A 15,720-nucleotide genomic window follows, 5' to 3' on the forward strand; every position below is an offset into this window, starting at 1 on the left:
GCAGCTCGCTGCCCGCGGGCGGCCGGGCGATTTCGGGTCAGAAGCGGCCACCTCCTCGACGCGCGCGCGTGCCGCCGCCTCCGAAGCTACCGGGTCGCATTCCGCCCGACGAGCGGCTCGGACCGCCGCCCAGCATGCCGCCGAGGCCGCCGCCCATGCCTCCCGAGGAGCGGCCACCGCTCAGCACGGAGTTCAGCACGATGCCGCCGAGGACGGCGCCGAGCATGCCGCCGCCGGACTGGCCGCCCTGCTGGCTCGGGCCGAACATGCCGCCTGAGCCGGCGTCGAACGCGCCGACGTCGCTCTGCGCGAGCTGGATCGCCTGCCCGGCGAGCTGGTCGGCACGCTGCGCCTGCTGCATCGCCTGCTGCGGGTCGCTCGCCTGCAGCGCCTGGGCGCGCGCGAGTGAGGCTCCGGCCTCGGCGAGGCGGGTGCGTGCCTGGGCGCCGACCGCGCCGCGCCGGGCGGTGATGTAGTCCTCGGCCGCCGACACCTGCGCCTGCGCCTGCATCATCACCTGGCCGACCATCTGCCGTGCGCGCTCAGCCTGGGCCTCGGCATCCCGGACGCCCTGCACGAGCGTGTCGATCTGCGTGTTGGCCGCTTCGAGGCTCTGGAGTGCCGCGAGCGGACGCTTGGCGGTGCCGCTGAGCTGTGCGCGCGCGGCATCGAGCTGCTGGCGCGTCGACGCGATGACGCCGGCGATCCGCCCGTCGGTGTCGGGGAGGGCCGATGCCGCGGCGATGTCGGATTCGAGCTCGGCGACGAGGGCGGTGGCGTTGCGCTCGCCCTCGGCGAGGTCGGACTGGAGCTTGTCGATGGCGTTCTCGAGCAGAATCGCCTGGCCGACTGCCTCTTCGGCGGCCCTGATCCCGACCGCGGCCTCGCCGCCGTCGCCCGCGCCGATGGCGGCCTCCGCGGCGGTGAGCTGTTCGTCGGCGAACGCGAGGCGCTGCCGTGCCTGCTCGGGATTGTCGACGACGGTCGCGAGCGCCTCAGGCGCGTACGCCGTCTGCAGGCTCTGCAGCCGGGAGGTCGCTTGGTCGAGGGATGCCTCGGCCTTCGCCTTCGCGTCGTGCACCCGCGCGAGCGCCTCGGGGGCGTTCTGCTCGAGTTTGCGCAGCTCGTCGAACGCGGCCGCCTTCTCGTCGAGGAGGGTGTTGGAGGCCTCGCAGAGCGCGATGATCCGCTCGTTCCAGGCGCGCGTGTCCTGCTCGGAATCGGGGATGTGATCGTCGAGCTTCTGCTTGAGCCCGAACGCCTCGTCGAGGCTCTGCTGCGCGGTCGCGAGTGCCGCCTCGAACTCGGTGGTCGCGGCGTCGCCGAACTGCGCCTTCGCGAAGCCGAGCTCCTGCGTGCTCGTCTTGATGGCGTCGTCGGTCTCGACGAGCAGCGACGACGCGCGCCGCTCGAGTTCCTCGACGCTGGGCTGGGGCGGACCTGCCGGCCCGGCGGTCACCGCGCCCTTCTTGCGCCGGCGGAGGAACATCACCAGCAGCACGATGCCGATGCCGACGACGACGATGACGAGCAGCCAGGTGAGCCACCCGCTGCCGCCGGAGCCGATGGCAGCGGCGCCGGACCCGCCGACGGCGTCCGTCAGACCGTCGGCCGCCGCGTCGACCGCGCCGAGCCAGTCGTCCTGGGCGAGGGCGGGCTGGATCTGCTGCTGCTCGATGGTCGCGAGCTGCTCGTCGCTGACGGGGCCGCCCGGGTCGCCCGACAGGTAGTACGCGCGGCCCTGGGTCGCGACGGCGAGCAGGTACTGGCTGACGCCGAGGTTGTTGTCGTCGGCGGTCTGGTTCGCCCAGTCGGCGGCGCTCGCCGGGTCGGTGAACTCGTCGACGTAGACGACCCAGAGATCGAGGCCGGTGTCGGACTTGAGCTGTTCGAGTCGCGACTGCGCCTCGGAACGCTGCGCGGACGAAAGCACACCCGACTCGTCGAGCACGTACTCCGCGCTCGAGCCGAGCGTGACCGGCGGAGTCGCGAGCGCCGCCCCACCGCTGATCGCCGTGACCACGACCACCGCAGCGGACGCCAGCGCTGCAGCCCAACGCAGTCGCATCGATCCCCCCTCTGGGACTCGGGTTCCCCCTCCCGCGAGTCTATTCAGCCGCGGGGATACGACGATAGCCCACGGCCCCGACGCCGCTTGAGTGTTCGCCGAGAACGTACGCAGGCGCCGCCGCTGCGGGTCGCTCCCGCCCTGGGTGCGGGGCGGCGGGTAGCCTTGCCGATCCGGAGGAGGACCATGGACGATCGCTACGGCGCCGATGTGCTGGCCACGGGCTGGAAGGGCCACGGGGTGCGGGAGCTGCCGCGGGTGGCGGCATCCCGTGATCTCGTCGTCGAGGTGGCGGACGACGGCTTCTGCGGCGCCGTCGTGGGTGCGTCGGGCGGCATGGTGGAGCTCGAGGACCGCCTCGGACGCCGCCGGCTGTTCCCGCTGGGCGCGGGGTTCCTCATCGACGGCAAGCTCGTCGTGCTCGGTCCGCCCGCACCGGCCGCGGCGCCCGCCGGCCCGAAGCGCACCGCGTCGGGCTCGTTCGCGACCGCCGACTCGCGCGCCCGCGTCGCGCGTGCCAGCCGCATCCTTGTCGAGGGGCGCCACGATGCCGAGCTCGTCGAGAAGGTGTGGGGTGACGACCTCCGGGAGGAGGGCGTCGTCGTCGAGTACCTCCAGGGCATCGATCTGCTCGACGCCGCGCTCGACGAGGAGCCGCCGTCGGCCGAGCGCCGCTACGGCGTGCTCGTCGACCACCTCGTGCCCGGGTCGAAGGAGTCGCGCATCGCCGACGCCATCGGGCGCGGCCGCCACGGGAAGCACGTGCTCATCGTCGGCCACCCCTGGATCGACGTGTGGCAGTGCGTCACGCCCCGCGCGGTCGGCATCGAGCGCTGGCCCGAGGTCCCCCGGGGCATCGAGTTCAAGGTGGGCGTGTGCCGGGCACTCGGCTGGCCCGCGCGCGACCAGGCCGACATCGCCCGGGCCTGGCAGCGCATCCTCGCGTCGGTGAAGACCTACCGCGACCTCGAGCCCGCCTTCCTCGGCCGCGTCGAGGAGCTCATAGACTTCGTCACGGTCCCGCAGTAACCCGTCGGGGTCGGCCGCCCTGGGTAGCCTGGAGGGGTGACGAACCCTGCCACGCCTGCGCCCGAGCCCCGCACCTTCCGTGAGAAGCCGGTGTCGTTCGTCCGGCGCAGCGGCCGGATGTCGGACGCGCAGGAGCGCGCCTGGAGCGAGCTCGCCCCGCGGTACGTCATCGAGGTCCCCCGCGACCGTGCGGCCACGAGCATCCTGCCGGACTCTGAGATCGATCCGGGCACGGTGTGGGGGCGCGACGCGCCGCTCGTCGTCGAGATCGGATCGGGCCAGGGGCACGCCATCGTGCACGCAGCGACGTCGCGCCCCGATACGGACTTCCTCGCCATCGAGGTGTTCCGCGCCGGGCTCGCCCGCACCATGCTCGACGCCGACCGCGCCGGGGCGCGGAACCTCCGCCTCGTCGAGGCGAACGCGCCCGAGGTGCTGCAGCACCTGCTGCCCGAGGCATCCGTCGACGAGCTCTGGATCTTCTTCCCCGACCCGTGGCACAAGAAGAAGCACACCAAGCGGCGCCTCGTCGCCGAGGGCTTCGGCGCGATCGCGGCGCGGGCGTTGAAGGACGGCGGGATGCTGCGCCTCGCGACCGACTGGGAGGACTACGCGCTGCAGATGCGCGAAGTCATGTCGGTCGCGCCCGAGTTCGAGGCGACGTTCGAGGGGGAGTGGGCCCCTCGCTTCGACGGTCGCGTGCTGACCGCATTCGAGCGCAAGGGCGCGCGCGTGGGCCGCGACATCCGAGATCTGTCGTATCGCCGCGTCGCGAGGTCATGAGCGGACCCACCGGACCCCTCACCGGCCCGGTCCCGCTGCCGGGATCGGCGCCCGACCACGCGCGAGAGCCCCAGGCCGCGTCCGGCGCGGTCGCCCCCGCGCCGCCGCGCGACCCGTGGCGCTTCGTCCGACCGCTCGGGCACCGCGACTTCCGGATGCTGTTCGGCGCCGTGGTGCTGTCGATCCTCGGCGCGGGCATGTGGGCCGTCGTCATGGTCTACACGGTCATCGGCGCGGGCGGCGGGCCGGTCGAGCTCTCGGCCGTCGCCGCGGCGAACGCCATCGGTCTGCTGGCGTGCGCGATCCCCGGGGGCATCGCGGCCGACCGCGTGCCGCGCCGACTTCTGCTGCGCATCGTGGAGCTCGTGAACCTGCTCGCGATCACATCGGTCGCGCTCGCGGGCTCGTTCGGCGTCGTGACGATCCCGCATCTCGCGGTCGTGGCCTTCGTGATGGGCGCGGGGGCGGGCTTCTTCTTCCCGGCGTACAGTGCGATCCTGCCCCGCATCCTGCCGCCCGCGCAGCTGCTCGCCGCGAACGGTCTCGAGGGCGCCATCCGGCCCGCGCTGCAGCAGGCCGCGGGCCCGGCGGCGGCCGGTGCCATCGTCGCGGCGGTGCTCGCACCCGCGCACGCGGCGTGGGGCGTCGTCGCCGCGCACGCGCTGGCGTTCGTGCTGCTGCTGTTCGTGCGTCCTGAGCCGCCCGCCGCCCCAGGCGAGCAGCACGAGGCGCCCGAGGGCGTGCGCGGCGTGCTCCACGACCTGCGCGAGGCGGTGGGCTTCACGATCCGCACGCCCTGGCTGCTGTGGACGCTTCTGTTCGCGACGGGGTGGGTGCTCGTGTTCGTCGGTCCCGAAGAGGTGCTGCTGCCCTTCGTCACCCGCGACCGGGTCGGGGAGGATCCGCGGCTGTTCGGCTTCCTCCTCGCGATCTACGGCATCGGCGGCGTGCTCGGCTCGATCGTGGTGTCGTCGATGAGGCTGCCGCGCCGGTACCTCACGGTGATGATGGGCGTGTGGGGCGTCAGCACGCTGCCGTTCGCGATCGTCGGCATCACCCACCAGTACTGGCTCATGGCGCTGTGCCTGTTCCTCGTGGGCTTCGGGTTCAGCTACGGCAACGTCATCTGGGGCACGCTGCTGCAGCGCCGCGTGCCGCGCCACATGCTCGGGCGCGTCTCGAGCCTGGACTTCTTCGTGTCGCTTGCGCTCATGCCGCTGTCGATGGCGCTCGCCGGCCCCCTCGCCGAGGTGGTGCCGATCGAGGCGATCTTCATCGCCGCCGGCGTGATCCCGCTGATCCTCGGCGCGCTCGCGTACGTCGCCGCGCGCATGGCGAAGGATGAGATCGAGCACCCCCTCGACCACTGACCTGTCCCGACCCCGACCGACCGGAGCCGCCGCGCATGCCCGCACATCCCGACGCCCCGCCCGCGCCGGCCGTCCGCACGTGGTCCTGGGGGTTGGCGCCCGCCCTCCTCGTCTGCCTCGCTGCGCCGGCGTTCTTCGTCGTGCGGGTGCCGTGGCTCGGGTGGGTGCTGCTCGCCGCGGGCCTTGCGGCCGCGCTGCTGACAGAACGAACCGATACTGCCGCCAGACTGCCTGCGTCGGACTCCGGTCTCCGTCAGCCGTCCCTCCTGCGCGATCTCTCGCTCATCGCCGTGGGACTGCTCATCGTGAGCGCGATCCCCCTCAAGGCGGAGCTCGACAACCTCGCGATCCTGCGGTTCGCGGTGGCCCTCGGTGGCGCGGTCGCCGTGCCCTACGTGATCTCGCGATGGGTCTATCGCGACCGCGCCATCCGGTTCCCGTGGCGTGGCGGTGGCCGGTGGACGCGGTTCCAGTGGACGTGGCTCATCGCCGTGCTGCTGCTCGGCTGGCTGATCCTGCCGTTCTACTTCATCACCTCGGGCGTCTACCTCAACTGGCCGGTCGTCGACACCCCGGAGCTCATCGCGCGCCTCTTCGTCGGCGTCGGCGCGGTGGGCATCTGGGACGAGCTGTTCTTCATCTGCACGTGCTTCGCTCTGCTGCGGCGGCACTTCCCGTTCTGGCAGGCGAACATCCTGCAGTCGGTCGTGTTCGTCTCGTTCCTGTGGGAGCTGGGGTACCAGGCGTGGGGTCCGGTGCTCACCATCCCGTTCGCGCTGCTGCAGGGCTTCATCTTCATGAAGACGCGCTCGCTCGCGTACGTGGTCACCGTGCACCTGCTGTTCGACGCGGTCGTCTTCCTCGTGCTCGTCCACGCGCACAACCCGGGGATGCTCGACTGGCTCTTCTTCGTCTGACCCGGACGGGCCGCAACCCTGCCCAGGCCCTGCCCAGCGGGAGCGGCTAGGGTGGTCAGCGGATCCCCGACCGGGGATCCCCGGACGACGGATCAGTACCCGGTACGCGACAAGACTGGCCAGGAGCACAGTCATGGCGTGGGTCATCCTCATCGTTTCCGGCATCCTCGAGGCCGTGTGGGCCACCGCCCTCGGCAAGACCGAGGGTTTCACGAAGCTCTGGCCGTCGGTGATCTTCGGCGTCGCCCTCGTCGCCAGCATGGGCGGACTCGCCTGGGCGATGCGCGACATCTCCACCGGCACGGCGTACGCGGTGTGGGTCGGCATCGGCGCGTCGCTGACCGTCGCCTACGCGATGATCACCGGCGACGAGGCGTTCTCGTTCGTCAAGATGCTGCTCATCCTCGGCCTGGTCGGCTGCGTCGTCGGCCTGAAGCTCGTCGGCCACGAGTGAGGTTCGGGAGACGGATGCTGCGACCCGGCGACCACGCCGGGTCGCAGCATCCCTCCTGATCGGGCCCTGATGATGAGAGCTCGATGAGAGTGCCCGCCGTGGGACTGGCCGTGCCGACGCGGAGTGTGTGAGCATCCCCGCAGGAAGCCGGTGACAGAGGGGTCGCCGGCGGAGAGGCACGACCATGCCCATGAGAACCAGGCGCGCCTGGGCTGTCGCTACCGCGACCGCCCTCGTCGCCACCGTCGCTCTCGCTGCTCCCGCGTACGCGGCACCGAACAACAACTCGGTGAACAAGATCACGAAAGCCGTGACGCTTGATGCCGTCTTGAACCATCTCGAGGCGTTCCAGGCGATCGCCGACCAGTACGGCGACCGGGCCGCCGGCCGTCCGGGGTACAAGGCCTCCGTCGACTACGTCGTGAGCCGGCTCACCGCCGCCGGGTACACACCCGAGGTGCAGCCGTTCGAGTTCGACTACTTCGAGGAGAACAGCGAGCTCATCCGTGTGTCGCCGAACCCCACCTCGTTCGTCGACGAGTCGGACTTCCTCCGCAACAGCTTCGACACCGGCAGTCCCAAGGGCACCGCGACCGGGCCGCTCGTGCCGGTCGGTGTCGTCTACCCGTCCGAGGCGCTCCCGCCGAACAGCAACACCAGCGGATGCGAATCGACGGACTTCGCCGGCTTCCCGGCGGGCGGCATCGCCCTGGTCCAGCGCGGGTCGTGCGGGTTCGCGGTCAAGGTCCTCAACGCGCAGGCGGCGGGTGCCGCCGGCGTGATCGTCATGAACGAGGGGCAAGCGGGCCGCACCGGTCTCGTCGGCATGATCGGCGACGCCACCGGGCTCACCATCCCCGCGGTGTTCGCGACCTCGGCCACGGGTGCGAACCTGCTGTCGGTGCCGAACTCGATCGTCACCGTGACCGTCGACTACGAGGCCGATACGCGCACCGCGTGGAACGTGCTCGCCGAGACCAAGGCCGGCAACGACGCCAACACCGTCATGGCGGGCGCTCACCTGGACAGCGTCCAGGACGGCGCGGGCATCAACGACAACGGCTCGGGCAGCGCTGCGCTGCTGGAGACGGCCATCCAGATGCAGAAGACCAAGCCCAACAACACGGTGCGGTTCGCCTGGTGGGGTGCCGAGGAGAGCGGACTGCTCGGTTCGGAGCACTATGTCGGGGCTCTGTCGGATGAGCAGGCGGGCGACATCGCGCTCTACCTCAACTTCGACATGATCGGCTCGCCGAACTACTTCATGGGCGTCTACGACGGCGACAACTCCAGTGGGACGGCCGCACCCGGCTTCATCCCGGAGGGATCCGCCCAGATCGAGGACGTCTTCGAGCAGTACTACACGAGCGTCGGAGAACCGTTCCAGGACACCGAGTTCTCGGGCCGCAGCGACTACGGACCCTTCATCGCCGTGGGCATCCCCGCGGGCGGTCTGTTCACCGGTGCCGAGGGGGTCAAGACCGCGCAGCAGGCGGCGATCTTCGGCGGCACGGCCGGCGTCGCGTTCGACCCGTGCTACCACGCTCCCTGCGATGACATCGACAACCTCAATGCGCACGCGCTCGACGTGAACTCCGACGCTGTTGCCGCGGCGGTCATGACGTTCGCGTTCGACACGTCGACGGTCAACGGCGTCCGCACACCGGGCAAGTCGCACGGTGCGGGCAAGAGCATGGACGCGTTCACGGACGACGCCACGCAGTGATCGAGCGGATGCTGCGCCTCGGCGACGTGCGCCGGGGCGCAGCATCCCTCACCCTCAACCTCACGTCGAGATGACTTCTTCGTGAACTCTTGACGACGGGGTTTCGGAGGAGGACATTCGATCTTGCGAAGAGAAAACAGAGACGTAAGGCCCGAAAGGACCCGGAACACAGAAACCCCTTCGCATTGACGATCCCCCCGGCGCTCCGGCACCGAGGGGATCATCGTTTTGCGCCGGGCGTCGTCGGGGCCTCTCGTTCGAAGCCGGGGCCCCGGCGAGGCTCGCGCGACGCGCGCACCCCCCTTCGTATCCTGACGACGTGGATTTCAGTCAGTTCCTGAGCACGCCGATCACGTGGTGGCAGGTGCTGTGGGCGATCCTCGCCCTGCTCGCCGGGTGGATCGCCTCGCGCATCGCCAAGAGGGCCGTCACCGACCTCATGGGCCACGTGCCCACGGCTACCCCGGCGGCGACCAGGTTCGCCGCGCGATTCGCCCAGTACACGCTGCTGTTGGTCGGCTTCGGGATCGCACTCGCGTTCCTCGGGGCCAATGTGCAGCCGGTGCTGGCCGTCGTGATCGTGCTGGTCGTCGTCGCCGCCCTGGTGCTGCGCGGCGTCGCCGACAACTTCGCGGCGAGCGTGCTCATCGCGACGCGCAAGCCCATCGTGCTCGGCGAGGAGATCACCGTCGAAGGACCCGACGGCAACCCCATCTCCGGCACGGTCATCGAGCTCAACTCCCGCGCCGTGGTCTTCATCACGCCCGACGGTCGCACCGCGCACGTGCCGAACTCGAAGCTCCTCGCCGAGACCCTGGTCAACAACTCGCGCCACGGCGGTAGGCGCAGCGACATTCAGGTGCGTGTCGAGCGCGCCGGTGCCGGGGTCGACGAGGTCGTCGAGGCACTCGCAGAGTCCGCGGCCGCCGCCGAGGGCGTGCTCGCCGATCCCGCGGTCGGCGTGCTCGTCACCGCCGTTTCGGAGACCCGGATCACCGGGCGCGTGCAGTTCTGGCACGATCCCGCGCGGGGCCTTTCCGTCACGTCGGGGGTGGTCGCCGCGCTCACCGCGGGACTGGCGCGGCGCGGATGGTCGGCAACGGTGACGAGCGAGGCGGTCGTGCCGCCCCTCGTTCCCGGCGATCCCGTCTGACACCGCTCGACCATGCCAAGGTGGACACGACTGTCCCCCCTTATCCAGGAGCAGGAATGCAGCGACCCCTCGCCGGCCTGACCAGGCGGAACCTCGTCACCGAGCTCACCGCAGGGGTCACCCTTCTCGCGATCGCCATCCCGCTCAACATCGGGTATGCCCAGATCGCGGGGCTCCCGCCGACGGCAGGGTTGTACGCGCTGGTCGTGCCGACGCTGATCTATGCGCTGGTCGTGTCGTCTCGTCAGCTTGTGGTGTCGCCGGATGCTGCCGCCGCCGCCCTCGTCGCCTCGTCGATCGGCGGGCTCGCCACAGCCGGCAGCACGGATTACGCCACACTCGCACTCGCGCAGGCCATCATCTGCGGCGTCATGTTCGTGCTGATGGCATTCTTCAAGCTCGGCTTCCTCGCCAACTTCCTCTCCAAGCCGATCCTGATCGGGTTCGTCGGAGGCCTCGCCCTCGACATCCTGGTCAGCCAGATCGCGAAGATGCTCGGGGTCAAGATCGACTCGGGCGGCGAGTTCGTCGACAAGGTGGTCGGACTCGTGTCGAACCTCGAGACGATCAACGCGTGGTCGGTGGCGATCTCGGCGGCGTCCGTCGCCGTCCTCCTGCTCGGCAAGAGGTATCTGAAGGCCGTGCCGTGGGCGCTCGTCGTCCTGATCCTGTCCACGCTGCTGGTGGTGCTGACAGGCCTCGACCAGCGGGGCGTCGACGTTCTGGGCGCGGTCCCCTCGGGGCCGCCCACGCTCACGTGGCCCGTCATCGACTGGCAGATGTGGATGGCGCTGATCCCGTCGGCGATCGCGCTGACGCTCGTCACGACCGCCGAGGGCCTCCTCGTCTCGCGCTCGTACGGCGAGAAGCACGGCTACCCGTTCCACGCCAACCGCGACCTCCTGGCCTTCGGCCTCGGCAACATCGCCGCGGGCGCGCAGGGCAGCTTCTCGATGGGCTCCTCGACGTCCCGCACTGCCGCGATGGATCAGGCGGGCTCCCGCACCCAGCTTCCGTCGCTCGTGCTCGCCGTGGGCACTCTGCTGCTTCTGCTGTTCGGCACCACGCTGCTCGCCGACATCCCATCGCCCGCCATCGGCGCGGTGGTCGGCGTCGCGATCCTGCCCCTCCTCGGCATCCGCGAGTTCCGGGTGCTCTGGCGCCAGGACCGCTTCGAGTTCGCGATCGGCGCGGTGTGCTTCCTCGTGACACTGTTCGTCGGCGCGATCCCCGGGATCGTCGTGGCGTTCGTGCTCGCGCTCATCAACCTCGCCAAGCGCGCGGCGAACCCCGCGATCGACGTCCTCGCCGCCGACGACGACGCGAAGCAGTCGCTCCTGGAAGACGCGGCGGCCGGCGCGACGACCGCGCCCGGCGTCGTGGTGGTGCGGATGGCAGCGCCGCTGTTCTTCGCGAACGGCGCCGTGTTCTCCGCCGCCGTCAAGCGCGCGGTGACCGGCGCCGACGAGCCCGTGAAGCACGTGGTCATCGACATGGAGGCGGTGACGGACATCGACGTGACTGGTGCCGAGGCGTTCGCGTCGCTCGAGGAGTGGCTCGACGAACAGGGCGTGAGCCTGGCGTTCAGCCGCGTGCGGGTGCCTACGAAGGCGCGACTCGACGAGCTCGGACTGCTGTCCGGGCAGACCGTCTACTCGACCAATCGAGAGGCTGTGGCCGCGCTGGAAGCGCGGGCGCCGCAGGACTGAGGGACTCACGGCCGCCGGGGCCGGAACGAAGGGAACAGGACACATGGAACAGCGGGAACCGCAAGCGTCGATCCGTCAGGCTCACGCCGCCGCCCTGGCTGCGCTGCCGTTCGACGACGTCGATGACTTCGTCGCCGCGGACCGCGGATACATCGGCACGCTCGATGATCCGAAGATCCGCAACGACAAGGGCGAGGTCGTGTGGGATGCCTCGAGCTACGACTTCGTGGAGGGCGACGCGCCCGCGTCGGTGCACCCGAGTCTGTGGCGGCAGTCGCAGCTGGTCGCCAAGCATGGACTGTACGAGGTCGTGCCCGGGCTGTACCAGGTGCGCGGACTGGACCTGTCGGTCATGTCGATCATCGAGGGTGACACCGGCGTGATCGTCGTCGACCCGTTGATCTCGGTCGAGACGGCCGCGGCCGCGATGGCGCTCTACCGCGCGCACCGTGGCGAGCGCCCGATCCACGCGGTGATCCACTCGCACAGCCACATCGATCACTTCGGCGGCGTGTTGGGAATCGTCAGCGAGGACGACGTCGACTCCGGAAAGGTGCAGATCATCGTGCCCGAGGGGTTCCTCGAGCACTCGGTCGCGGAGAACGTGTATGCCGGCACCGCGATGGCCCGACGCGCCGGGTACATGTACGGCGCCGCCCTCGCCAAGGGACCGCAGGGGCAGGTCGGTGCGGGGCTGGGGCAGACCACGTCGACCGGAAGCCCGACCATCCTCCCGCCGACGCTGGAGATCACCACCACCGGCGAGACGCACACGGTCGACGGCGTCGAGTTCGAGTTCCAGATGGCGCCGGGCACCGAGGCGCCGTCCGAGATGCACTTCTACCTGCCGCGCTACCGTGCGCTGTGCATGGCCGAGAACGCGACCCATACGCTCCACAACCTCCTGACGCTGCGGGGCGCGCTCGTGCGCGACCCGCACGTGTGGTCGCAGTACCTCACCGAGGCTCTCGAACGCTTCGGCGAGGAGGTCGAAGTGGTGTTCGCGTCCCACCACTGGCCGACGTGGGGCAATGAGGAGATCCGCGAGTTCCTCGCGATCCAGCGCGACCTCTACGGCTACCTGCACGACCAGACGCTGCGGCTGCTGAACCAGGGATACAACGGCGCCGAGATCGCCGAGATGCTCGAGCTGCCCCCGGCGCTCGAAGCGTCGTGGAGCACGCACGGCTACTACGGCTCGGTGAGTCACAACGTGAAGGCGATCTACCAGCGCTATATGGGCTGGTTCGACGGCAACCCCGCGCGCCTGTGGCCGCATCCGCCTCAGGCTCAGGCGGAGCGTTACGTCGCCGCGATCGGCGGCGTCGACCGGGTGGTCGAGCTCGCGCAGCAGGCGTTCGACGCGGGCGACTACCGCTGGGCGGCGACACTGCTCGACCACGCGGTGTTCGCCGACGCCGACCACGAAGCGGCGCGCACCCTTTACGCCGACACCCTGGAGCAGCTGGCATACGGTGCCGAGAACGGCACCTGGCGCAACTTCTTCCTGTCGGGCGCCACCGAGCTGCGCGAGGGCAGCTTCGGCACGCCCACCCAGACGGCCGCGCCGCTGATCATCGCCCAGCTCACGCCTGAGCAGCTGCTCGACGCCGTGGCGATCCGCGTGAACGGCCCGAAGGCCTGGCGCCTCGACCTCGCCCTGGACGTGACCCTCACCGACCTCGGTCGCACCTTCCACGTGACGCTGCGCAACGGGGTGCTGGTGTACGTCGAGCGGGAGGCCGATCCCGAGACCCCGCTGCAGCTCACGCTCTCGAAGCCGCGCCTCATCCGGCTGGCGGGGGGCGATACGGACTCCGAGGGCATCGAGGTCCGCGGTGACGCCGGGGTGCTGCGGCAGATCCTCGGTGTGCTCGACCAGGGCGACCCGGATTTCGAGATCGTCCTTCCGTAATCGCGTGCCACCGGTCGCCGGCGCCGCGCCCCGCGGCGCCGGCGACCGGCTGTGAGGGGCGCTGGGGCGCCTGCACGGCCGGTGCGCGCGGGCCGCAGCGTCCGCTCCCGCTGATCAGCCGACGAAGGGCGGACCACCGCTGGACCAGATCGCGTCCGGGCTGGGCGCGGGCAGCTCGTCCGGGAGGGGGATGATCGCCAGCGGAACCCCCCACCCTCCGCACACCCTGCAAGAGTGTCCGGATCTGCGACGTCACTCGCTCGACGCCCACGACTCGTGATGCGGTGCTCCAACCGGCTGCGACTCCCGCTCGAGCCACGCTGCCGCGGGCGGTCGATCCGCGTGGCTCTGCCAAGTTCTCGGGCTTTCTCCGCCACCTTTGCTCGCGGCACCCCCGATCGTCGTCGCGCCCGCTCCGGGTCAGTGAGACTCGTGGGTACGGCTGAGTGCAAAGGAACCTCGATGATCACTGTTCATCTTCGCTACGAGATCGATCCCGACAAGCTCGACGACTTCACCGAGTACGGCCGCGCCTGGATCCGACTCGTCGGCAAGCTCGGCGGCACCCACCATGGCTACTTCCTGCCCAGTGAGGGCGACAGCGACGAAGCGTTCGCGTTGTTCACCTTCCCGTCGCTTGCCGAGTATGAGGTCTACCGCAATGCCTCGAAGACGGATCCGGAGTGCCAGGCGGCGTTCGCGCTCGCGCGCGCCACGGGTTGCATCCGTCGCTACGAGCGTCGCTTCCTCTCTCCGGTCTTCTCCTGACAGCCGGCAGCCTGCGAACCTGCAGCCGTGGGGTCGACCTCGTCTCGCGGGAAGAGCAGAAGGATCGGGAGTCCTGATGACCCACCTTCGGGTGCGGGTGGAAGGGATTTCCCTTCCCGCTTCGTTCCGCTGATCCGCCCGACCCGGCTCCTCGCGAAGCGTGTTCGGAGGACACGAGCCGCACGGGTCAGAGGTGGGCGAACGCCGTGATGGTGCTCTCGAGTGGGACCTCCCACATCGAGACGTTCCACGCTGCGGTGCCGCAGCGGGCACGCGGTCGGTGAAGGTGAAGTCCACGCCCACGATCTGGCCCTGCGGGTTGCGCGCGATCAGGTCGATGCGCACCATGTCCTGGTCCTCGGAGAAGTTCGAGGTCACCGTGCCGTCGACGGTCATCCAGTCGTACTCCTGACCAGTCGTGATCGCGCAAGACGTCGACTGGCGACGGAGGGATCCGGCTGCGTCGTGCGAGGCGCCTGGACGCCCTACCAGTCTCTGGGGCCGGGCGTTGGGTTGAAGTCCGGGCGTTGCCGCCGTCCATCGCGATAGTCGTCGAGCCCGCCGGGAGCCCGCCGCGAGGTTCCCGACGCGCCGGCGTCGGGGTAGCCGGCTCCGGTGGCCCACAGCTGTGGCAGCGGGTCGCGCTTGGACGACTTGAGGTAGCGCCGTTGCCGGCGTCGCCAGCTTGCGCGCTTCACGGCAGCTATCGCCCAGCGGCCGACGATCATCAGGAGCACTCCCCAGAGCACCCCGACAATGACCCCAGCCCAGAACGTCATCCCCACAGACGCATCCACGAGCCACACAGTAGCGCCCCTCCTCGGTGCACGCCCTGCACCTGCGCCGCACATCCGCGCTGTCACAGCTCAGCCGGCGGGGCGCAGCTCCCGGATCATCTCCTTGAGCTCGACGATCTCGCTGCGCAGTTCCTCGACTTGCGTCTCCGTGGCGGAGACGGTCTTGCTGGTCTGGTCCGCGACGCGTTCGACGATCCAGGACGCGAGGGTGGCGGTGACGACACCGATGAGCGCGATGCCGCCGATCATCAGCCCGACTGCGACGATCCGGCCAGCGGCGGTGACGGGATAGTAGTCGCCGTAGCCGACGGTGGTGATGGTCACGAACGCCCACCACACCGCGTCGGGAAACGTGTCGATGTCGCCGACGCCGCGTTCTGCGTCGAACACGGAGAGCGCCGCGATGAACACGGTGAGGACGGTGGCGCCGACGGTGTACAGCACAACGCGGCCACGAAGCATGTTGCCGGTGCTGCGCCCGATCAGTGCCAAAACGGTCAGAAACCGCATGAGGCGCAGCGGCCGCAGCATCGGCAGCACGACGATCGCCAGGTCGAGCAGATGCCGGTAGAACCACCGCCATCGGCGCTTCGTGATCGCCAGCCGAACCACGTAGTCCACAACGAACACGGCCCACGTCGCGACCAAGACGATCTCGCAAGACAGGTTCAACAAACCGCCCGGTCGGGCAATGATCTGTATCGCGTAGGCGGCAAGGAAGAGGACGGCGGCGAGGGTGAGGGGCCATTCAACAGCCTTCTCCCATTTGGCGATACGTTCCCCATACATGGCGCGATTATCGCAACCGCATCGCCGCAACGGGGACGCCGGTGATGACGTGCAGAGCGTCTGCCGAGATCTGCCCCTCCGCGACGAGCCGTTTGAGCTCATCTACGACGCTGTTCGAGTGCGATGTCATGGGTTCACACGAAGGCGCCCTTCGCGGCCGCCGACGGCACACGGATCCGCCGCGCTCGGTTCTTGCGTCTTCGAGGGTGCGGTGTCCAAGCTTGAGCCTCATGCCCGACGGA

The 15,720-nt window shown here is 70.0% G+C and carries 12 protein-coding genes and 1 riboswitch; of the genes, 10 read left to right on the plus strand and 2 right to left on the minus strand.

Annotation, left to right across the window (positions count from 1 at the left end; translation table 11 throughout):
• Positions 1 to 37: 37 nt before the first annotated feature.
• The gene (locus Q9R33_RS16210; RefSeq protein WP_311294400.1) at positions 38 to 2,068 is read right to left on the minus strand and encodes a TPM domain-containing protein; all 2,031 of its coding nucleotides are present in this window, start codon (positions 2,066 to 2,068) and stop codon (positions 38 to 40) included.
• 186 nt (positions 2,069 to 2,254) lie between these two features.
• Between Q9R33_RS16210 and Q9R33_RS16215 the strand changes: the two genes are divergently transcribed.
• The 10 genes from Q9R33_RS16215 (at position 2,255) to Q9R33_RS16260 (ending at position 13,892) form a co-directional block, all read left to right on the plus strand.
• The gene (locus Q9R33_RS16215; RefSeq protein ID WP_310248476.1) at positions 2,255 to 3,097 is read left to right on the plus strand and encodes a DUF3097 family protein; all 843 of its coding nucleotides are present in this window, start codon (positions 2,255 to 2,257) and stop codon (positions 3,095 to 3,097) included.
• A 117-nt stretch (positions 3,098 to 3,214) separates the two neighbouring features.
• Complete coding sequence (gene trmB, locus Q9R33_RS16220; RefSeq protein WP_396654124.1) at positions 3,215 to 3,880, plus strand: tRNA (guanosine(46)-N7)-methyltransferase TrmB; 666 nt, start codon at positions 3,215 to 3,217, stop codon at positions 3,878 to 3,880.
• Complete coding sequence (locus Q9R33_RS16225; protein WP_311294401.1) at positions 3,877 to 5,250, plus strand: MFS transporter; 1,374 nt, start codon at positions 3,877 to 3,879, stop codon at positions 5,248 to 5,250. The genes trmB and Q9R33_RS16225 overlap by 4 nt, the downstream gene beginning before the upstream one ends.
• Positions 5,251 to 5,285: 35 nt before the next feature.
• Complete coding sequence (locus Q9R33_RS16230) at positions 5,286 to 6,167, plus strand: CPBP family intramembrane glutamic endopeptidase (protein WP_310248468.1); 882 nt, start codon at positions 5,286 to 5,288, stop codon at positions 6,165 to 6,167.
• A 58-nt stretch (positions 6,168 to 6,225) separates the two neighbouring features.
• Positions 6,226 to 6,291: riboswitch (guanidine-III (ykkC-III) riboswitch) on the plus strand.
• 9 nt (positions 6,292 to 6,300) lie between these two features.
• The gene (locus tag Q9R33_RS16235; RefSeq protein WP_056370360.1) at positions 6,301 to 6,621 is read left to right on the plus strand and encodes a multidrug efflux SMR transporter; all 321 of its coding nucleotides are present in this window, start codon (positions 6,301 to 6,303) and stop codon (positions 6,619 to 6,621) included.
• Between the two features lie 184 nt (positions 6,622 to 6,805).
• Positions 6,806 to 8,347 carry a M20/M25/M40 family metallo-hydrolase gene (locus Q9R33_RS16240; protein ID WP_311294402.1) on the plus strand — a complete coding sequence of 514 codons (1,542 nt, stop codon included), beginning with the start codon at positions 6,806 to 6,808 and terminating at the stop codon, positions 8,345 to 8,347.
• 319 nt (positions 8,348 to 8,666) lie between these two features.
• A complete protein-coding gene (locus Q9R33_RS16245; RefSeq protein WP_311294403.1) occupies positions 8,667 to 9,500 on the plus strand; it encodes a mechanosensitive ion channel family protein in 834 nt (277 codons plus the stop codon).
• A gap of 56 nt (positions 9,501 to 9,556) precedes the next feature.
• Positions 9,557 to 11,209, plus strand: coding sequence for a SulP family inorganic anion transporter (locus Q9R33_RS16250; RefSeq protein ID WP_311294404.1), 1,653 nt, complete (start codon positions 9,557 to 9,559; stop codon positions 11,207 to 11,209).
• Positions 11,210 to 11,252: 43 nt separating this feature from the next.
• A complete protein-coding gene (locus Q9R33_RS16255; RefSeq protein WP_311294405.1) occupies positions 11,253 to 13,124 on the plus strand; it encodes an alkyl sulfatase dimerization domain-containing protein in 1,872 nt (623 codons plus the stop codon).
• 462 nt (positions 13,125 to 13,586) lie between these two features.
• The gene (locus Q9R33_RS16260; RefSeq protein WP_310248454.1) at positions 13,587 to 13,892 is read left to right on the plus strand and encodes an NIPSNAP family protein; all 306 of its coding nucleotides are present in this window, start codon (positions 13,587 to 13,589) and stop codon (positions 13,890 to 13,892) included.
• An 866-nt stretch (positions 13,893 to 14,758) separates the two neighbouring features.
• On the opposite strand, the gene Q9R33_RS16265 is transcribed toward Q9R33_RS16260, so the two are convergent.
• Positions 14,759 to 15,478 (minus strand): ion channel, encoded by a 720-nt coding sequence (locus Q9R33_RS16265; RefSeq protein ID WP_311294406.1) that lies wholly within the window; start codon positions 15,476 to 15,478, stop codon positions 14,759 to 14,761.
• Positions 15,479 to 15,720 lie beyond the last annotated feature (242 nt).

The organism is Microbacterium sp. PRC9, assembly GCF_031844125.1.
Classification (GTDB): Bacteria; Actinomycetota; Actinomycetes; order Actinomycetales; family Microbacteriaceae; genus Microbacterium.